19 protein-coding genes are annotated in these 19,062 nt (G+C 73.0%); 9 read left to right on the top strand and 10 right to left on the bottom strand.

Translation table 11 applies throughout. From position 1 onward, the window contains the following. The first annotated feature begins 311 nt into the window (after positions 1–311). The 6 genes from ASF38_RS09950 (at position 312) to ASF38_RS09975 (ending at position 7,633) form a co-directional block, all read left to right on the top strand. Positions 312–1,670, top strand: a complete 1,359-nt coding sequence (locus ASF38_RS09950; protein WP_056575611.1) for a PhoH family protein — start codon at positions 312–314, stop codon at positions 1,668–1,670. A gap of 96 nt (positions 1,671–1,766) precedes the next feature. Next, positions 1,767–2,996: an extracellular solute-binding protein gene (locus ASF38_RS09955; RefSeq protein WP_156366895.1), complete on the top strand. Its 1,230-nt coding sequence runs from the start codon at positions 1,767–1,769 to the stop codon at positions 2,994–2,996. Continuing rightward, complete coding sequence (locus ASF38_RS09960; protein WP_056575616.1) at positions 2,993–4,030, top strand: carbohydrate ABC transporter permease; 1,038 nt, start codon at positions 2,993–2,995, stop codon at positions 4,028–4,030. The genes ASF38_RS09955 and ASF38_RS09960 overlap by 4 nt, the downstream gene beginning before the upstream one ends. Further along, positions 4,027–4,995 (top strand): hypothetical protein, encoded by a 969-nt coding sequence (locus tag ASF38_RS09965; RefSeq protein ID WP_056575619.1) that lies wholly within the window; start codon positions 4,027–4,029, stop codon positions 4,993–4,995. The genes ASF38_RS09960 and ASF38_RS09965 overlap by 4 nt, the downstream gene beginning before the upstream one ends. Further along, the gene (locus ASF38_RS09970) at positions 4,992–6,209 is read left to right on the top strand and encodes an ABC transporter ATP-binding protein (RefSeq protein ID WP_082480679.1); all 1,218 of its coding nucleotides are present in this window, start codon (positions 4,992–4,994) and stop codon (positions 6,207–6,209) included. The genes ASF38_RS09965 and ASF38_RS09970 overlap by 4 nt, the downstream gene beginning before the upstream one ends. Continuing rightward, on the top strand, positions 6,206–7,633 hold the full coding sequence (locus ASF38_RS09975) for a DUF2079 domain-containing protein (protein ID WP_056575624.1): 1,428 nt from the start codon (positions 6,206–6,208) through the stop codon (positions 7,631–7,633). Before ASF38_RS09970 ends, ASF38_RS09975 begins: the two co-directional genes overlap by 4 nt. 60 nt (positions 7,634–7,693) lie before the next feature. Here ASF38_RS09975 and ASF38_RS09980 read toward each other — a convergent pair whose 3' ends face one another. The 3 genes from ASF38_RS09980 to ASF38_RS09990 are packed head-to-tail and all read right to left on the bottom strand — an operon-like array spanning position 7,694 to position 11,475. Continuing rightward, positions 7,694–9,091, bottom strand: a complete 1,398-nt coding sequence (locus tag ASF38_RS09980) for an aspartate ammonia-lyase (RefSeq protein WP_056575627.1) — start codon at positions 9,089–9,091, stop codon at positions 7,694–7,696. Between the two features lie 31 nt (positions 9,092–9,122). After that, the gene (locus ASF38_RS09985) at positions 9,123–10,823 is read right to left on the bottom strand and encodes a fumarate hydratase (protein ID WP_056575629.1); all 1,701 of its coding nucleotides are present in this window, start codon (positions 10,821–10,823) and stop codon (positions 9,123–9,125) included. A 22-nt stretch (positions 10,824–10,845) separates the two neighbouring features. Then, complete coding sequence (locus tag ASF38_RS09990) at positions 10,846–11,475, bottom strand: hypothetical protein (protein WP_056575632.1); 630 nt, start codon at positions 11,473–11,475, stop codon at positions 10,846–10,848. 62 nt (positions 11,476–11,537) lie between these two features. On the opposite strand from ASF38_RS09990, the gene ASF38_RS09995 reads away from it, so the two are divergent. Further along, positions 11,538–11,906: a VOC family protein gene (locus ASF38_RS09995; protein WP_056575634.1), complete on the top strand. Its 369-nt coding sequence runs from the start codon at positions 11,538–11,540 to the stop codon at positions 11,904–11,906. 18 nt (positions 11,907–11,924) lie between these two features. On the opposite strand, the gene ASF38_RS10000 is transcribed toward ASF38_RS09995, so the two are convergent. Beyond that, positions 11,925–12,827, bottom strand: a complete 903-nt coding sequence (locus tag ASF38_RS10000; RefSeq protein WP_056575637.1) for an alpha/beta fold hydrolase — start codon at positions 12,825–12,827, stop codon at positions 11,925–11,927. 86 nt (positions 12,828–12,913) lie between these two features. Here ASF38_RS10000 and ASF38_RS10005 point away from each other — a divergent pair, with 86 nt between their 5' ends. Continuing rightward, a complete protein-coding gene (locus tag ASF38_RS10005; protein WP_056553237.1) occupies positions 12,914–13,528 on the top strand; it encodes a GrpB family protein in 615 nt (204 codons plus the stop codon). Positions 13,529–13,535: 7 nt separating this feature from the next. On the opposite strand, the gene ASF38_RS10010 is transcribed toward ASF38_RS10005, so the two are convergent. The 6 genes from ASF38_RS10010 to ASF38_RS10035 all read right to left on the bottom strand — a co-directional run bounded on the left by ASF38_RS10010 (position 13,536) and on the right by ASF38_RS10035 (position 18,444). Further along, a complete protein-coding gene (locus tag ASF38_RS10010; protein WP_056575640.1) occupies positions 13,536–14,300 on the bottom strand; it encodes a methyltransferase domain-containing protein in 765 nt (254 codons plus the stop codon). 41 nt (positions 14,301–14,341) lie between these two features. After that, a complete protein-coding gene (gene glpX, locus ASF38_RS10015) occupies positions 14,342–15,349 on the bottom strand; it encodes a class II fructose-bisphosphatase (RefSeq protein WP_055964729.1) in 1,008 nt (335 codons plus the stop codon). Between the two features lie 29 nt (positions 15,350–15,378). Next, positions 15,379–16,434, bottom strand: a complete 1,056-nt coding sequence (locus ASF38_RS10020) for a sulfate/molybdate ABC transporter ATP-binding protein (RefSeq protein WP_235497640.1) — start codon at positions 16,432–16,434, stop codon at positions 15,379–15,381. Continuing rightward, positions 16,431–17,195: an ABC transporter permease gene (locus ASF38_RS10025; RefSeq protein ID WP_056553530.1), complete on the bottom strand. Its 765-nt coding sequence runs from the start codon at positions 17,193–17,195 to the stop codon at positions 16,431–16,433. The genes ASF38_RS10020 and ASF38_RS10025 overlap by 4 nt, the downstream gene beginning before the upstream one ends. A gap of 98 nt (positions 17,196–17,293) precedes the next feature. After that, the gene (modA, locus tag ASF38_RS10030; RefSeq protein WP_055964732.1) at positions 17,294–18,058 is read right to left on the bottom strand and encodes a molybdate ABC transporter substrate-binding protein; all 765 of its coding nucleotides are present in this window, start codon (positions 18,056–18,058) and stop codon (positions 17,294–17,296) included. Further along, positions 18,055–18,444 carry a molybdopterin-binding protein gene (locus ASF38_RS10035; protein ID WP_055964735.1) on the bottom strand — a complete coding sequence of 130 codons (390 nt, stop codon included), beginning with the start codon at positions 18,442–18,444 and terminating at the stop codon, positions 18,055–18,057. The genes modA and ASF38_RS10035 overlap by 4 nt, the downstream gene beginning before the upstream one ends. Before the next feature lie 79 nt (positions 18,445–18,523). Here ASF38_RS10035 and ASF38_RS10040 point away from each other — a divergent pair, with 79 nt between their 5' ends. After that, on the top strand, positions 18,524–19,054 hold the full coding sequence (locus tag ASF38_RS10040) for a DUF4245 domain-containing protein (RefSeq protein WP_056553232.1): 531 nt from the start codon (positions 18,524–18,526) through the stop codon (positions 19,052–19,054). Positions 19,055–19,062: the final 8 nt, after the last annotated feature.

A 19,062-nucleotide genomic window follows, 5' to 3' on the forward strand; every position in this document is an offset into this window, starting at 1 on the left:
CACTCGCAGCCACAGCGACGCAGCCGCAAGGCACGACCCACCCGGAGCAGCGCAGCAGCAGGTCGAGGCCCAGCCGGAGCAGCACAGCACCACACGAGCCCCCGGCCGACGCAGCGCAGCGCTGCAGCGCGAGGGCCTCGCAGAGTTCATCTGGGCGTTACACGCACACCCGCGTGTCGCCACGCCCGGGGGCGGGGGCGGACGTACGTTGCGAGGGTGTTGATGCTCGCCCCGGAGCCCAGCCGCCCCACCCCCACCGAGTAGGGAAGGGCCGGCGCAGGGGCGCGCGGGTTCTTCGCAGGGAGTCAGACATGACTGTCAAGAAGAGCGTGTCCGCCGCGAACGAGTCGGCCGAGGTCGACGCCGACGTCCGCACCTACGTCCTCGACACCAGCGTCCTGCTGGCCGACCCCGGTGCGGTCACCCGCTTCCACGAGCACGAGGTCGTCATCCCCGTCGTGGTGATCACCGAGCTCGAGGGCAAGCGGCACCACCCCGAGCTCGGCTACTTCGCCCGGACGGCCCTGCGCTTCCTCGACGACCTGCGCGTCAAGCACGGCATGCTCGACGTCCCCCTGCCCATCGGCGACGAGGGCGGCAGCATCCGGGTGGAGCTCAACCACACCAACCCCGAGGCGCTGCCCGCCGGCTTCCGGCTCGGCGACAACGACACCCGCATCCTCGCCGTGGCGAAGAACCTGGCCGACGAGGGGCGCGACGTCACCCTCGTGTCCAAGGACCTGCCGATGCGCGTCAAGGCGTCGGCCGTGGGGCTGGCGGCCGAGGAGTACCGCGCCGAGCTGGCCCTGGAGTCCGGGTGGACCGGCATGTGCGAGGTCGAGGTCGACGCCGTCGACCTCGACACGCTCTACGAGGACGGCAGCCTCGACGTGGCGCTCCTCGACGACGAGACCGTCCGGGACCTGCCCTGCCACACCGGCCTGGTCCTGCTCTCGGACAAGGGCAGCGGACTCGGCCGGGTGACGGCGGACAAGCGCGTGCAGCTGGTCCGGGGCGACCGCGACGCCTTCGGCCTGCACGGCCGCTCGGCCGAGCAGCGGATCGCGCTCGACCTGCTCCTCGACCCCGACATCGGCATCGTCTCGCTCGGTGGCCGCGCCGGCACCGGCAAGTCCGCCCTCGCGATCTGCGCCGGCCTCGAGGCCACGATGGAGCGTCGCCAGCACAAGAAGGTCGTCGTCTTCCGTCCGCTCTACGCCGTCGGCGGCCAGGAGCTCGGCTACCTGCCCGGCAGCTCCGACGAGAAGATGGGCCCCTGGGCGCAGGCGGTCTTCGACACCCTGGGCGCGGTGGCGTCGCCGCACGTCGTCGACGAGATCGTCGATCGCGGCATGCTCGAGGTGCTGCCCCTGACCCACATCCGCGGACGCTCGCTGCACGACGCGTTCGTGATCGTCGACGAGGCGCAGTCGCTCGAGCGCAACGTGCTGCTCACGGTGCTCTCGCGCATCGGCGCCAACTCCAAGGTGGTGCTCACCCACGACGTCGCCCAGCGCGACAACCTGCGGGTCGGCCGGCACGACGGCGTGGTGGCCGTCGTCGAGAAGCTCAAGGGGCACCCCCTGTTCGCGCACATCACGCTCACTCGTTCGGAGCGGTCGCCGGTCGCGGCGCTCGTCACCGAGATGCTGGAGGACGTGGGCGTCTGAGCGACGCCGACCGGGTCGTCCGACGGCCCGGTCGCGAGGGGCGTGCCGCGCGGCGAACACCGTCCGGCACGCCCCCTGCTGTGGCAGAGTGACCCCGTGACGAGGAGGGGAGTGTCCGCGGCGTTCGTCGCTGCCGTGATGCTGCTCGTCGCCGCCTGCGCCGGTCCCGCGGAGGAGCCCGGGCCGACGACGCTGAGCTGGTACGTCGGGCCCGAGCGCGCCGACGTCGAGTCCCTCGCGGAGTCGTGCTCCGACGCCTCGGGCGGGCGGTACCGCATCGAGGTCGAGCGACTTCCCGACGACGTCGAGGACCGGCACGCCGAGCTGGTGCGGCGGCTGCTGGCCCGTGACGACTCGATCGACCTGTTCAGCATGGACATGGCCTGGAGTGCCGAGCTGGCCGCCGCGCAGGTGCTCGCCCCGGTGCCCGAGGACCTCAAGCAGCCCTTCGCCCAGGACGTGGTGCCCGCCGCGCTCGAGGCCACCACGGTCGACGGCCTGCTGGTGGCCGCACCATGGACGTTCGACCCGTGGCTGCTGTGGTGGCGGGGCAACGCCGCCGAGCGGGCCGGGCTCGACACGACCAAGCCGATCACGTGGGACGACCTGCTGGCGGGCGCGGAGCTGAGCGGCCGTCAGGTGCTCGTGGACGACCCCGACGGCGACGGTCTCGCCGCGTGGGTCAACGCCCTCGTCGTCGGCGCCGGCGGCACGCTGCTAGAGGGTGAGGGCCGCTCGCCCGACGTCGGACTCGACTCCGCCGCGGGCGAGGAGGCCGCCGGCATCGTCGAGTACCTCGCGGAGGCCCGCCTCGGCGGAGACCCGACCGCCGAGGCCGGTGCGGGCCTGGCCCGACGCGGCGGGTTCGTCGTGGCGCCCAGCTCGTTCGTCTCCGACCCCGACGTCGCCACCGTGGCGGGCGACCTGCAGTGGGCGCCGTACCCGCAGGTGGCCGACACCCCCGCGGCCCCCGCCACGGGGGCGGCGCTCGCCGTGCCGCTCTACGCGCCGAGCACGTCGCTCTCGTACGAGGCGGTCTCCTGCCTGACGTCGGCCGACTCGCTCGCGGCCCTCATGACCGGCTCAGGGCACAGCGCGGCGCGCGCCACGACCTACGACGCGCAGGACGTGGTGGCCGGCTACCCGCTGGCCGACGTCACCCGACCCGCCCTCGAGACGGCGCTGGCGCTGCCCCGGACGCCGTACTGGATGCGGGTCAGGGCGGCGCTCGAGAAGACCTGGACCCCGTTGTCGGCGGTCGGGTCCTCCACCCCGGACCTCTCGCAGAAGGCCGTGCGGTCCGCCGTAGCGGGAGGTCTGCCGTGAGCACCGACCGTCCCGGCCCCGACGTGCCCGACGCCGAGCAGCCCGTCGACACCGACCCCGTCGACACCGACCCCGACACCGCCGCCGACGATGCGGTCGGTGACGTGGTGCAGGACGACGCGGAGGAGCCCGAGGGCCACGACCTCGAGCCGATCGGAGCGCCGCCCAGTCGCCGTCGCCGTCGTCGACGTCAGGGCGCCGTGCCGCCCGGCCGTCGACGCTCGGGCTGGCCGATGCTCGCGCCGTCGCTCGTGGTGCTGCTGGGCCTGACGCTGTGGCCGCTGGGACTCGCGGTCTGGTCGTCGTTGCGGCGCTCCTCCCTGACGGTCCAGGACGACACGTTCGTGGGGCTCGACAACCTGACCGGACTCCTCGGCGATCGCCAGTGGTGGGTCGCCGTCTCGGTCACCCTGCTGCTCGTGGCGTCCGCGGTCCTGCTGCAGCTGCTGCTCGGCTCGATCGTCGCCGCCGCCGTCCGACGGCTCGCCGTCCCGGCTGCGGTCGTGGCCGTCCTCCTGCTCGTCCCGTTCGCGGTGCTGCCGGTGCTCTCGGCGACGATCTGGCGTGACGCGCTGACCACCGGTGTCGGACCGGCCTGGTTCGGCTACGACGGCGGCGCCACCGCGGCGTCGGCGCTGGCCGTCGTGGGCTCGGAGGTGTGGCGGGGGACCGGCATCACGGCGCTCATCCTGCTGGTCGGCCTCTCGCGCGTCGACCGCGTGCTGCTCGACTCCGCGATCGCCGACGGGGCGACGTGGTGGCAGCGGCTGCGTCGGGTCACCTGGCCCGCGGCCGGTCCTGCCGTGGCCGTCGCCGTGCTCTACCGCTCCCTCGACGCCCTGCGCGCACTCGAGGGCCCGCTGCTGGCCGACCCGCGGGACGGGCTGCGCACCGTGCCCGTGCTGCTGTGGGACACCACGTTCGGGGCGTTCGAGGTCGGGCTCGCGTCGGCCGTCGCCGTCCTGCTCCTGCTGCTGGCCGCTCTCGTGGCCGGCGCTCTCGTCGCCGTCCTCCGGCCCGGGAGGAACGCATGAGACCCACCGTCCGCTCGCGCCTCTGGGCCGCCGGCACCGCCTTCGTGTCCGGCTTCGTCATCGCCAACGTCGGGATCCTGCTCATCTCCGGGGCGGACCGCTGGCTGTGGCTCGCGACCGCCGTGGTGCTGATGATCACCGGCGCCGTCGGCGTGCTCGTGGCCGACACCGGACGGCGACTCTCGCTCTGGGCGGTCCTCGGCTTCGAGCTGTTCGTCGTGGCCACCCTTGCGCCGCTGTGGTGGACGTTCGCCGTCGCGCTCACCCCCGCCGACACGACGGCCGACTCGCTCCTGCCGGCCGACCCCCGGTGGTCGGTGTTCGGCGACGTGCTGGGGGCCGGGGTCCTGCGTGACGCCGCGCTCACCAGCGTCGCCGCCGCCACCGTCGCCACCGCGGTGGCCATGCTGCTCGCCGTCCCGGCCGCCTACGCCCTCACCCGACGTCGGGTGCGGGGAGGTCGGGTCGTGGTGGTCTCCTTCGTGGCCGTGCTGCTTGCGCCGCTGGTCGCCCTCGCCGGACCGTGGTCCGTGACGGCGGCCGACCTGGGTGTGCTCGGCTCGCGCTGGAGCGTGGCGCCCGTCCTGCTGCTCGTGGCGCTGCCGCTGGCGGTCTGGCTGAGCATCCCCGTGCTGCGCGATGCGCCGTGGTCGCTGCGCGACTCGATCCGCAGCGACGGCGCCACCCGGCGCCAGGAGCTGCGTGCCTTCGTGGTGCCCGTGCTGGCGCCCGACCTGCTCGTCGTCGCGGCCCTCGTGTGGGTGGTCGCTGCGCAGGACGCCGTCCTGGGCGCGGCGCTCGGGCCCACCGACGACTCCCGCACGTTGCCGGCGACACTGCTGCTCGGCTCGGTCGAGCCGTCCCAGGCTGCCGCCATCGGGCTGCTGTGGCTGCTGCCCGTGCTCGCCCTCATCGCGATCGCACCCCGTCGCGTCCGTCGCCTGATCGGAAGGGACCACCGATGACCTCCATGGAGCTGCGAGGCGTCCACCTGGACGCCCCCGACGGGACGACCGTGCTCGACGGGCTCGACCTCGTCGTCCCCGAGGGCAGCACGACGGTGCTGTGCGGACCGGCGGGTGCCGGCAAGTCGGCCGTCCTGCGGGTCCTGGTGGGCCTGGAGGAGCACACGGAGGGCGACGTGCTCCTCGACGACATCGTCGTCAACGCGGTCGGCCCCCGGGCCCGCGACCTCGCCCTGGTGCTGCAGGACTACGTGCTGCACCCCCACCTCGACGTGCACGACAACCTGGCCTTCGCGACCCGTCTGCGCCGCGGTCACGACAAGGTCGAGCTGGCCGAGCGGATCGACGAGGTGGCGGCCTTCCTGGCGCTGGACTCCATGCTCGACGCGAAGCCGGCCGACCTGGAGCCGGCCCAGCGCCAGCGGGTGGCGATCGGCCGGGCGCTCGTGCGCGACGCCCTCGGCTACCTGTTCGACGACCCGTTCAGCGCCCAGGCCGACCGCGTGCGCACGCACGTGCGGTCGGTGACCACCCAGTGGCAGCGCGACGAGCGGCGCACGTCGCTGTTCACCACCTCGCGCGCCGACGAGGCCCTCACCATGGCCGACCGCGTGGCCGTCATGCACCGCGGCACCGTCCACCAGACCGGCACGCCCGACGAGGTCTACGCCGATCCCGACGACCTCTTCGTGGCCGCGTTCCTCGGGCAGCCGCCCATGAACCTGCTGCCGGCCACGGTCGGCGACACGCACGTGGAGACGCCCGTGGCCTCCGTGCCGCTCGACGACGCCCTGCGGGCCGCGATCGGCGAGCGCGCCACCGTCATCGTCGGCATCCGACCCGAGCACTGCCAGGAGCCCTCGACCGATCCCGCCCCCGCTGCGGCGTCGGCGGGCGAGCCCCTCACGGCCGGCGCCATCGCCGCGCAGGCCGAGGCGGGTCTACAGGTGACGGTGGCCGGTCGCGTCGACGACGCGGAGTGGCGCGGCGGCACCCAGCTCGTGTACGTGGGCTACGACCTCGACGAGGAGGTCGAGGTGATGCTCGAGGAGATCGAGGACCGGCTCGACTTCGACCTGTTCCAGAACTTCTTCGTGGCCGAGCTGCCCTCGACCGACCGCCGTTCCGCCGGCCAGGACGTGCGGTTCGTGGTGCCGCGCGAGCGCGTGCTGCTGTTCGACGTCGAGACCGGCGCCCGGCTCCGTACGTCGTGACCGACCACGACGTCAACCGTCGGGAGCCGGCGCTCGACGGACCGGAGGCCTCGGCGGCGCCGGGGGGTGGGGGTGCCTCGGTGCGTGGCCTGTCGCCGGGCGGCTGGGTGCTGCCCGTCCTGTGGGCCCTCGGGTGCACCGCGGCCTACGCTGCCCTCTCCCTGCTGCGGTTCCGCCGGTTCGAGCCGACGTCGTGGGACAACGCGATCTTCGAGCAGGCGGTGCGGGGCTACGCCGGCCTGGGCTGGCCGATCGTCGACATCAAGGGGCCGGGCTTCAACGTCCTGGGCGACCACTTCTCGCCGATCACCGCGCTGTTGGCGCCCTTCTACGCCGTGTTCCCGTCGGCGCAGACGCTGCTCGTGGGGCAGGCGCTGCTGCTCGGCGTCTCGGTGCTGGTGGTCGGCAGGCTGGCGTCGCGCCACGTCGGGCCGTGGGCGGCAGGGGCCCTCACCGTGGCCTACGGGCTGTCCTTCGGCGTGTCCGCGGCGGTCAGGTCGGACTTCCACGAGGTCGCGTTCGGGGCTCCGCTCCTGGCGCTCGCGGGAGCCGCCTACGTGGACCGTCGGTGGCGGGCCGTGGTCGGGTGGTCGCTGCCGCTCCTGCTCGTCAAGGAGGACATGGGGGCCACCGTCCTCATGATCGGCCTCGTGCTGATGCTGGCGGGGGAGCGCCGCCGAGGCACGCTCCTCGCGGCCGTCGGCGTGGTGGGTGCGGCCCTCGTGGTGCTCGTGGTGCTGCCGTCGGTGAACCCCGGCGGCGTGTACGACTACGCGTCCAGCGTCGGCGGCGACCGTGGCGTGCTCGCCACGCTGCTCGACGAGCCGGGCAGGAAGGCCTGGACCGTGGTGCTCACGCTCGCGGTCACCGGCTTCGCGGCGCTCGGGTCGCCGTGGGTGCTGCTGGTGCTGCCCACGTTCGCGTGGCGCTTCGTCGGCGACAACCCGTTCTACTGGGGCACCGACTGGCACTACTCGCTGCTGCTCATGACCATCGTCGTCGTCGCGGCGATCGACACCATGCGTCGGATCCCCGTCACGCGTTGGCTCGCCCTGCCGGCCCTCGCGTTCACGGCGGTGATGCTGCCGTCGACGGCCCTGTGGGCGCTCACCGAGCCGCAGACCTACGAGGTCCCGCCTCGGGCCGAGGTGGCCCAGCAGGTCGTCGACCTGGTGCCCGACGGCGCCTCGGTGGTGACCGACATCGGTCTCATCACCCACCTCGCGACCGACCGCGACGTGTACTGGCTGGGCACGGTCGGGAACGGCCCGATGCCCGCCGGCGACCCGCAGTACGTGCTGCTCGACCAGCTGGCCGGCGTCGGCTCGCCGCCGGACGCCCGCACCTACGCCGAGGAGACCTTCGGCGGCTCCTGGGTCACCGTCTGGGACGCCGACGGCTACCAGCTGGCCCGACGCGACTGACCTGCCGTCGCTCGACGCCGAGAAGACGAGGGCTCACTGGACGACCCGAGATGACCGCCGTCAGGGGTGGGTCATGCTCATGACGTCGAGGGCGGCGTCGAGGTCGGCCTCGGAGAGGTCGCCACGCTCGACGTAGCCCTCCTCCAGCACGACCTCGCGGATCGTCTTGCGCTCCTTGACCGCCTTCTTGGCCACGGCCGCAGCGTTCTCGTAGCCGATGTGGCGGTTGAGGGGCGTGACCACCGAGGGGCTCGACTCGGCGAGCTCGAGGCACCGCTCGACGTTGGCCGTGATGCTGTCGACGCAGCGGTCGGCAAGGACGCGCGAGGTGTTGCCCAGCAGCCGGATCGACTCCAGGACGTTGCGGCCGATGACCGGCAGCTGAACGTTCAGCTCGAACGACCCCGACGCGCCCGCGTACGTGATCGTCGCGTCGTTGCCGATGACCTGCGCGCACACCATGAGCGTGGCCTCGGGCAGCACCGGGTTGACCTTGCCGGGCATGATGCTCGACCCGGGCTGCAGGTCCGGCAGGTTGATCTCGCCGAGACCCGTGCGGGGTCCGGAGCCCATCCAGCGCAGGTCGTTGCAGATCTTGGTGAGGCTGACGGCGACGGTGCGCAACGCCCCGGACAGCTCGACGATCCCGTCGCGGGCGCCCTGGGCCTCGAAGTGGTCGGTGGCCTCGGTGATCGGCAGGCCCGTGTCGGCCGCGAGCAGCTCGATGACCCGCTGCGGGAACCCGCCCGGGGTGTTGATGCCCGTGCCGACGGCGGTGCCGCCCAGTGGGACCTCGGCGGCCGACGGCAGGGCGCGCTCGATGCGGGCGATGCCCTTGCGCACCTGGGCCGCGTACCCGGCGAACTCCTGGCCGAGGGTCACGGGGGTGGCGTCCATCAGGTGCGTGCGGCCGGACTTCACGACCTCGGCGAACTCGTCGGCCTTGCGCTCCAGGGCCTGTGCGAGGTGGTCGAGGTCGGGCAGCAGCTCGTTGACCGTGGAGGCCGTGGCCGCCACGTGGATCGACGTCGGGAACACGTCGTTGCTCGACTGCGACGCGTTGACGTGGTCGTTCGGGTGCACGTCCTTGCCGAGCGAGCGCGTGGCGAGGGTGGCGATGACCTCGTTGGTGTTCATGTTGCTCGACGTGCCCGACCCGGTCTGGAACACGTCGATGGGGAACTGGGTGTCGTGGGCGCCGGTGGCGACCTCGGCCGCGGCGGCGACGATCGCCTCGGCGACGTCGGCGTCGAGGATGCCCAGCTCGGCGTTGGCCTTCGCGCAGGCACCCTTGATCTGGGCCAGGGCCTTGATCTGGGCCGGCTCGATCGGGGTGCCGGAGATCGGGAAGTTCTCGACGGCGCGCTGGGTCTGCGCACGCCAGAGGGCGTCGGCGGGCACCTTCACCTCGCCCATGGTGTCGTGCTCGATGCGCCAGGTCGTGTCGGTCTCGGTCATGCGACCACGCTAGCGCGGGCCCGTCGGACGGCTACTCGGCGGAGCGGACGCGCAACCCGCTGACCGGCACGGTGACGGCACCGGACGGGTCGGTGAAGAAGTCGTTGCCCTTGTCGTCGACCACGATGAACGCCGGGAAGTCCTCGACCTCGATCTTCCAGACCGCCTCCATGCCCAGCTCGGGGTACTCCAGCACCTCCTGGCTGCGGATGCAGTCCTGGGCCAGACGGGCGGCCGGGCCACCGATGGAGCCCAGGTAGAAGCCGCCGAACGCGTCGCACGCCTCGGTGACCTGCTTGCTGCGGTTGCCCTTGGCGAGCATGACCAGGGAGCCACCGGCCTCCTGGAAGCGGCGCACGTAGGAGTCCATGCGGCCGGCCGTCGTCGGTCCGAACGACCCGGACGCCATGCCCTCGGGCGTCTTGGCCGGTCCGGCGTAGTAGACGGGGTGGTCCTTCATGTACTGCGGCATCGGCTTCCCGGCGTCGAGCAGCTCGGCGATCTTGGCGTGCGCGATGTCGCGGGCCACGACGAGCGGACCGGTGAGCGACAGCCGCGTCTTGACGGGGTACTGCGACAGCTGGGCGCGGATCTCGTCCATCGGTCGCGTGAGGTCGACTTGCACGACCTCGCCGCCGCTGATGTCCTCGGCCACGCCGGCGTCGGGCATGTACTGCGCCGGGTCGGTCTCGAGCTGCTCGAGGAAGACGCCCTCGGGGGTGATCTTGGCGCGGGCCTGGCGGTCGGCCGAGCAGGAGACGGCGATGGCCACGGGGCAGGAGGCGCCGTGGCGGGGCAGGCGCACGACGCGGACGTCGTGGCAGAAGTACTTGCCGCCGAACTGGGCGCCGATGCCGAACGACTGCGTCAGCTCGAAGACCTGCTGCTCCAGCTCGACGTCGCGGAAGCCGTGCGCGCTCATCGAGCCCTCGGTGGGCAGCTCGTCGAGGTAGTGCGCCGAGGCGTACTTGGCGGTCTTGAGCGCGAACTCCGCCGACGTGCCGCCGATGACGACCGCCAGGTGGTACGGCGGGCAGGCGGCGGTGCCGAGGCTCTTGATCTTCTCGTCGAGGAACTCCAGCAGCCGCGTGGGGTTCAGGATCGCCTTCGTCTCCTGGTACAGGAACGACTTGTTGGCCGACCCGCCGCCCTTGGCCATGAACAGGAACGAGTACTCGGGGGTGGGCTTGGTGCCGGGCGTGGAGTACAGCTCGATCTGCGCCGGCAGGTTGGTGCCGGTGTTCTTCTCCTCGTACGTGGTGAGGGGAGCGAGCTGGCTGTACCGCAGGTTGAGCGTCGTGTAGGCGTCGTGCACGCCCCGGCTGATGGCCTCGGCGTCGTCGGCGCCGGTGAGGACGCCCTCGGACTTCTTGCCCATGACGATCGCGGTGCCGGTGTCCTGGCACATGGGCAGCACGCCGCCGGCGGAGATGTTGACGTTCTTCAGCAGGTCGAGCGCCACGAACCGGTCGTTGCCGGAGGCCTCCGGGTCGTCGATGATGCGCCGCAGCTGGGCGAGGTGCGCGGGCCGCAGGTAGTGGCTGATGTCGTGCATCGCCTCCGCGGTGAGCCGGCGGATCGCCTCGGGCTCCACGTGCAGGAAGGTGCGGGTGCTGCCGTCCGGCAGGGTGACCTCGGACGTCGAGACGCCCTCGGTGGTGACGAGACGGTAGGGAGTCTCGTCGGGCCCGGTCGGGAGCAGGTCGGAGTAGAGGAAGTCTGCGGCTGCCACGGGGCGACCATAGCGTTCCGGGTCAGCGGGCGTGGCCGGTGAGGACCCAGTAGTGCTCGGCGCGGCCCTGCAGGTCGACGGGCACGGCGAGGGCGCGGACGTCGTCCAGCACCTCGCCGAGCCGCTCGCGCAGGGTCTCGGAGTCGGCCATCGACCACACGGCCAGCGTCCCGCCCGGCCTCAGCGCACGGGCGCACGCGCGCACCCCGGTGGAGTCGTAGACGGCCGCGTTGGCGTCGTGCACGAGGAAGTCCGGTCCGTTGTCGACGTCGAGGAGCACGGCGTCGAGCGACGCCGCGGGCTGGGTCGCGACGACGTCGAGCACGTCGCCGACGACCACGGTGCTGCGCGGGTCGTCGAGGACCTCGGGACCGGCGCCGGCTCCTTCGCGCACCGCCCGGAGCACGGCATCGTGCAGCTCCGCCACCACCAGCCGCTCGACGCGTCGACCACCGTCGGCCTCGAGCAGCGCACGGGCGGTGAACCCGAGTCCGAGGCCTCCGACGAGCACCTCGCGGGCTCCGGCGGCGAGCGCGTGCTCCGCGAGCACCCGCTCGGAGGAGGTCTCGACGTCGTCCATCACGAAGACGCCGTTGACGCGCAGCTCCGTGGCGCCGTCGGCACGCGTCCGCACCACCACCTCGTCGTCCACTCGGCCAGCCTAGGACGGTCGTCGTGGGCGGGGGTGTCGGTGGTCGGGGCTAGCGTCGCGCCATGACGCACACCCACCACGGCATCGACTACGTCGAGCTCCCGGCACCGGACCTGCAGGCCGCGAAGGCCTTCTACGGCGCGGCCTTCGGCTGGTCCTTCACCGACTACGGCCCGGCAGACGACCCCGCCTACGTCGGAATCCAGGCGCTCGACGGCGAGGGTGAGGTCGGCGGCCTCGACCCGGCCGGGACGCCGGGGACGAGCGGCCCGCTCGTGCAGCTGTGGTCGGCCGACCTCGAGGCCACGCGCCGGGCGGTCCTCGACGCCGGCGGCTCGGTGGTCGACGACATCTTCACCTTCCCCGGTGGGCGGCGGTTCCACTTCACCGATCCCGCGGGCAATCGGCTCGGGGTGTGGGCCGAGTCCTGATCCCCGACCCTGGGACGACTAGTGCCGCGCGGAGGCGCGCTCGGTGGTGCGCACGACCGCGTCGATGATCGTGTCGTAGAGCTGGCTGGGCAGGTCGTGGGCCATGCCGGCGATCTCGAGGTGCTCCGAGCCCCTGAGCGCGGCGGCCGTCGCGCGGCCGCCCGAGCGGTGCACGAGCGGGTCCTTCAGGCCGTGGATCACGGTGGAGGGCACGTCGAGCGCCTCGAGGTCCGTGGTGCGGTCCGGCTGCGTGAGGATCGCCATGAGCTGGCGCGTGACGCCGCCGGCCGACCAGCCGCGGTCGTACGTCTCGTAGGCGCGGTTGCGGGCGAACTCCTCGTCGGTCGGGAAGTCCGGGGACGAGATCATCGACGTGCCGCGCAGCGAGCGGGCCACGTACTCGTCGCGGGTGTGCCCGGCCTTGCTCAGCAGGGCCGGCAGGATCTTGGGGTTCTGGTACCCGACGGTGCGCTTGCCGGTGGTCGACATGATCGACGTCAGCGACAGCACGCGGTCGGGCTCGGCCACGGCCATGGTCTGCACGATCATCCCGCCCATCGACACGCCCACGACGTGCGCGGCGTCGATGCCGAGGTGGTCGAGCAGGCCGAAGGCGTCGGCGGCCAGGTCGCCGATGGAGTACGGCGCCTTCGCCAGGCCTGCCACCGCCTTGAGGATGTCGATCCGGCTGACCCGGTGCTGGCGCAGCTTGGTGGAGCGGCCGGTGTCGCGGTTGTCGTAGCGGACGACGAAGTAGCCACGGGCCACCAGACGCTCGCAGAACTCGCTGTCCCACCAGCCCATCGGCCCGCCCAGCCCCATGACGAGCAGGACGGGTGGATCACTCGGGTCACCGAACGTCTCGAAGCAGAGGTCGATGCCCGAGGGCAGGTGCGCGAACTGTTCTCCAGAACCGGCCATGGACCCGATCGTACGGTTTCGGGACCAGCCGGGCCCGTGGAACGGACGGTCGCCCGGTCGTCCGTCCGGCGGTCTAGGGTCGGACGATGGCCACCTCCGAGGAGATCGTCCGGTTCGACGACGCCGAGCCGCCGCCGGGATCGAGCCCCTGGGTCGGTGGTGCGGGACCGGGCCGCGAGGTGGCGGTCGTCGACCCGGACCCGACCTGGCCGGAGCAGGCGGCCGGCCTCGTCGCGACCGTGCGCGCCGCGCTCGGGCCGAACGTCGTGAGCCTCGAGCACGTGGGGTCCACGTCGGTGCCCGGGCTCCCGGCCAAGCCGATCATCGACCTTCTCCTGGTGGTGCCCGATCCCGCTGACGAGGACGCCTACGTCCCGGCGCTGGAGCAGCAGGGCTTCGTCCTGACGGTGCGCGAGCCCTGGTGGCACGGGCACCGGCTGCTGCGCCACGGCCGGCCGCGCACCAACCTGCACGTCCTCGAGCGCGACTCGGCCGAGGCAGAGCGGATGCTGATGTTCCGCGACTGGCTGCGCAACCACCCCGACGATCGAGAGCTGTACGCGGAGGCCAAGCGAGCGGCGGCGGCAGCCGCGGCCGAGGCGGGAGAGCACGTGATGCAGTACAACGCACGCAAGCAGACGGTGGTGCGGGAGATCTACGCGCGGATCTTCGCCGCCGCGGGCCTGCCCCGACCGCGCTGACGGCACCTCACGGGCGGCGGAAGAGCGCGGTGAGGAGGAACTCCTCGCCGAAGAGCGTCGCCTCCGGGTCCTGGGCCAGCATCGGCCGGGACCCGACGGGCTCGAGGTCCTGGAAGATCCAGCGCAGCGACTCCGGCGTGAACGCCAGCCCGCCCTCCAGCCCGCCGCGCAGGTACAGCTCGGCGTCCGGGACGCTCGTGCCCATCTGCCCGTCGGCGAAGCAGACGATGCCGAGGACGCCGCCCGGGGCGAGGACGCGGTCGATCAGGCGCAGGTAGGCGATGCGTCGGTGCGGCGGCAGGTGGTGCAGGCAGCCCGAGTCGTACACCAGGTCGTACGGTCCCGTCAGGGTCGCGCCGGCCTCGCCGAGTGCGTCGCCGACGTGGAAGCGCGGTGCCGGCTCCTGGGCTGGCTCCTGAGCGGGTGCGTGCTCGCGGGCCCACGCGACGGCGGTCTGCGACAGGTCGATGCCGTCGACCTGGAACCCGCGCGACGCCAGGTGACGGGCATTGCGCCCTGCGCCGCAGCCCAGGTCGAGCGCGCGTCCCGGAGGCACCAGCCCGGCGTCGAGCCACGCGACGAGGTTCTCGTCGGGCTTGTCGACGAAGAACGGCACCGGGCGCGACCGGTCGGTGTAGAAGTCGTCCCACCAGGACCGGCCCGCCCCGTCGGACCACCGGTCGGCGGTCGAGTCGAAGAGGGTGTCCATGAGGGCCAGCACGTCGTCGACGCTGCGCACGTGACGGGCGCGTCCCTCGTCAGACGTCTCCATGGATCCCCCGATCGTCGGCCATGCGGCGGTTCAGGGCAGGCTCAGTGCTCGTAGTCGATCGACGAGTACGCCTTGAGCTTCGTGAGCTGGTGCTCGCTGGTGATCTTGCGGATCGTGCCGCTGCGCGAGCGCATGACGATCGACTCGGTGAACGCCTTGCCGGCCGAGTAGCGCACCCCGGACAGCAGCTCGCCGTCGGTGATGCCGGTGGCCACGAAGAAGCAGTCGTCGGCGACCACGAGGTCGTCGGTGAGCAGCACGCGGTCGAGGTCGTGGCCGGCGTCGATCGCACGCTGACGCTCGTCGTCGTCGGTGGGGGCGAGGCGGCCCTGGATCACGCCGCCGATCGCCTTGATGGCGCAGGCGGTGATGATGCCCTCGGGCGTGCCGCCGGTGCCGACGAGCAGGTCCACCCCGGAGTCGGGCTGCACCGCCACGATGGCCCCGGCGACGTCGCCGTCGCTGATGAACTTGATGCGCGCGCCCGCGTCACGGATCTGCTGCGTGAGGTCGGCGTGGCGGGGTCGGTCGAGCACGCAGACCGTGACGTCGCTGTTGCTGATGCCCTTGGCCCTGGCCACGCGGGCGATGTTCTCGGCCACGGGGAGCCGGATGTCGACGGCATCGGCGGCCTCGGGGCCGGCCACGAGCTTCTCCATGTAGAAGACGGCCGACGGGTCGTACATGGAGCCGCGGGGCGCGACGGCCATGACCGCGATGGCGTTGGGCATGCCCTTGGCGCAGAGCGTCGTGCCGTCGATCGGGTCGACCGCCACGTCGCACTCCGGGCCCGTGCCGTCGCCGACGTGCTCGCCGTTGAACAGCATCGGGGCCTCGTCCTTCTCGCCCTCGCCGATGACGACGACGCCGTCCATCGCGACGGTGTTGATGAGGCTCCGCATCGCGTTGACGGCCACGCCGTCGGCGCCGTTCTTGTCCCCGCGTCCGACCCAGCGGCCGGCGGCCATGGCGCCGGCCTCCGTGACTCGGACGAGGTCCAGGGCGAGGTTGCGGTCCGGGGCTTGGGCGGCGGGCTGCAGGCTGTCCACGAGTGCACCCTACCGGCGACGGGCGTCGCTCAGAGCCCGTGCACCTGGACCTCGCTCGCCTTGACCACCAGGTGGACGCGTCGGCCGGGCTCCAGCCGCAGCTCGGCGACGGCGTCGACGGTCACGTCGGCGCTCACGACGTCGGTCCGCACGAGCGCGCGCCGGCCGCGCGGCTCGACCGACGTGACGGTGGCGGGCCACACGTTGCGCGGGCTCCCGACGGGGGCGTCGAGGTGCACCGCGACCGCCGCCGGGTCCAGGACGGCCACGGCCGGGCTGCCGTCGGGGAGCGCGGCCGTGGCGGCGTGCACCACCAGTCCGTCGTCACCGTGCAGGCCCGGGCCGGTCGCGGTGCCGCGCACCAGGTTGAGTCCGGCGAGGTCGGCGGCGAACCTGCTCCGTGGCTGCTCCAGGACGCGCGCGGTGGGGCCGACGTCGACCAGGCGGCCGTCCTCGACGACCGCGAGCCGGTCCGTCAGCAGCAGGGCGTCGAGCACGTCGTGGGTGACCAGGACGGCCGTCCCGCCGTCCTGCCGACGTCGGCGCAGCACCTGCGCGAGCGCCGAGCGCAGCAGGGGGACGGTGCCCGCGTCGAGGGCGGCCATCGGCTCGTCGAGCAGCAGCAGACGTGGGTCGGGGGCCAGCGCCCTGGCCAGGGCGACCCGAGCCGCCTGACCGCCCGACAGGGTGCCGGGCCGACGGTCCGCCAGGTCCGCGCAGCCCAGCTCGTCGAGATGGTCGCGGGCGGTCTCCCGTGCCGCGGCCCTCGAGGCGCCCGCGCTGCGTGGGCCGAAGGCCACGTTGTCGAGGACGCCGAGGTGCGGGAACAGCAGCGGTTCCTGCGCGAGCAGGCCGACGCCGCGCTCGTGCGGGGCGCACCACGTGCCGGAGGCCGTGTCGAGCAGGACCTCGCCGTCGACGACCACGCGACCGTGCTGCGGACGCAGCGTGCCGGCGAGCGTGGCGAGCACGGTCGACTTCCCGGCACCGTTGGGCCCCACGAGGCCCAGGGTGGTGCCCGGCGCGACGTCGAGCTCGAGCATGACGCCGCGGTCGGGGGCGTCGACGACCAGCTGCACGCTCACAGGGATGACCCCCGTCCGCGGACCAGCGCGATCACGGCGACCGCCGCGACGACGAGCAGCAGCGACAGCGCGACGGCGGCGTCGGGATCGGTCTCGCGCTGCAGGTAGATCTCGAGCGGCAGCGTGCGCGTGACCCCCTGCAGGCTGCCGGCGAAGGTGATCGTGGCGCCGAACTCGCCCAGCGCGCGGGCGAACGCCAGCACGGCGCCGGAGAGCAGACCCGGGAGCACGAGGGGGATGCTGACCCGGCGCAGGACCGTGGTGGGGCGGGCCCCGAGCGTCGCGGCCACCACCTCGTAGCGCCGGCCCGCCGTGCGAAGGCTGCCCTCCAGGCTGATCACCAGGAACGGCAGAGCGACGAACGTCTGCGCCAGCACCACCGCGGTCGTGGAGAACGCCACCTGGACGCCCAGCACGTCCAGCGACTCGCCCAGCAGCCCCCGCCGACCGAACGTGGCCAGCAGCGCGATGCCTCCCACGACCGGTGGCAGCACCAGCGGGAGCAGGACGAGCGCGCGCAGGAGCGCCTGGCCGGGGAACCGGGCGCGCGCCAGCACGAAGGCCATGGGCACGCCCAGCACGATGCACAGCACCGTGGACACCGCCGCCGTCCGCAGGCTCAGCCAGAGGGCCGACCGCGCCGACTCCGACGTCAGCAGCGACGGCAGGTCGGTCCACTCGACGCGGGCCAGCAGGGCCACGAGCGGCAGTACCACCAGGGCGGCGCCGGCCGCAGCGGGCACCCAGATCCAGCCGGGCAGGTCGCCGGAGGTGGGGGAGCGGTCCCCGCGGGGCCAGCCCGCCCCCCGCCCCCCTGCCCCGCGCCGCCCAGCGGGGGCCTGCGCGGGAGTCGGCGTGGTCACGGCGGGCCGAAGCCGGCGTCGTCCAGCACCTTCTGACCCTCGTCGCTCGTGACCCACTCGACCCAGTCCTGTGCGAGCCCGGGCTGGCGGGCGTCCGCGAGCGCTGCGATCGGGTAGGTGTTGACCACGTCCTCGGCGCCGGGGACCTCGACGGTCTCGACGTCGTCGCCCGCGGCCTCGGCGTCCGTCACGTACACGAGGCCTGCGTCGGCCTCGCCGGCCGCGACCTTGGCCAGCACGTCGGTCACCGACTGCTCCTCGCTGTCGGGAGCCAGCGTGACGCCGTCCTTCTTCGCGAGCTTCTCGGAGGCGGCACCGCACGGCACCTGGGGCGCGCAGACCACCACGTCGAGGTCGGGGTTGCCAAGGTCGGCCAGCGACGTGACGTCGCCCGGGTCGTCCGGTGGGGTGACGATGACGAGCGTGTTGGTGGCGAAGTCCTGCGGCTCGCCCTCCACGAGGTCCTCGTCGACGAGCGTCGTCATGTTCTTCTCGTCGGCCGAGGCGAACACGTCGGCCGGGGCGCCCTCGGCGATCTGCGCGGCGAGGTCGGACGACCCGGCGAAGCTCAGCTCCACGGTCACGCCCTCGTTCTGCTCCTCGAAGCGGTCGGCGAGCTCGGTGAACGAACCCTTCAACGAGGCCGCCGCGAACACGGTGAGCGTGCTGTCGACGTCGGCCCGGGGGTCTACGGCGTCGCTGTTGCCGCAGCCGGACAGGACCAGGGGGAGGGTCAGGACGAGCAGGGCGAGACGCTTCACGGGGTGACCTCCAGCGAGACGTTGGTGGACTTGACGGTGGCCCAGGCGATGGCGCCGGGCTCGAGGCCGAGGGCGTCGACGGACTCGCGACTGACGAGGGAGACCACGCGGTAGGGCCCGCAGACGAGCTCGACCTGGGCCATCACGGTGTCGGCCGTGACCCGCGTGACGATGCCGCGCAGCCGGTTGCGCGCGCTCGTGTGCTCGGGTCCGTGGTCGGGGGTCGCCGCGTGGTCGGCGGCGAGCCTCGCGAGGTCGACCCCCTCGATGCCGGCCCGGCCGTCGGCGTCGACCGGGTTGAACCGGCCCTGCTGCTGCCAGCGTCGTAGGGTGTCATCGCTGACGCCGACGAGCGCGGCGGCGTCGGAGAGCCTGTGCACGACCATGACCGGAGCCTAGCCGCACTCGCGGCGGAACACCGACGAACCAGCCGCAGGTGCGGCACGACAGAGCAGCGGAGGACGCATGGCCGGTTCCAGTCGAGGCAATCCCAAGCTGGGGGACATCCTCCGCTCCGTCGGGGTCCTCGGCGCAGCCCTGCTGCTGGTCTGGGCCGCGACGCAGTTCCTGTTCGGCAGCACGCCCGAGACGCCTGACGTGCCCGCGGTCGACTACTCCGCCGTGCTGCCGGGCGCCGAGCGCGAGACCGGGGCCGACCTGCTGGCGCCCACGTCGCTGCCGGAGGGCTGGAAGGTCACGTCGTCGCGGGTGCGCGACGGCGTGTGGAGCCTGGGGACGTTGACGTCCGACACCGACTTCATCGGGCTCACGCAGGCACCCGAGGGCGAGGACGCCGCCGTCGACGAGTACGCCGAGGGCAGCGAGCGGGTGGACGACGTGCAGGTCGGTGGCGAGACCTGGACCCGCTGGACCTCACCGGACGGCGAGAGCACCTACTCGCGCGAGGTGGAGGGTCCCGAGCAGCGCACCACCGCCGTCGTGACGAGCGACGTGGACCGCGCGACGCTCGAGCAGTACCTCGCGTCCCTCGCCTGAGCCGGGCG

It is taken from the genome of Aeromicrobium sp. Leaf272 (genome assembly GCF_001422865.1).
Taxonomy (GTDB): domain Bacteria; phylum Actinomycetota; class Actinomycetes; order Propionibacteriales; family Nocardioidaceae; genus Aeromicrobium.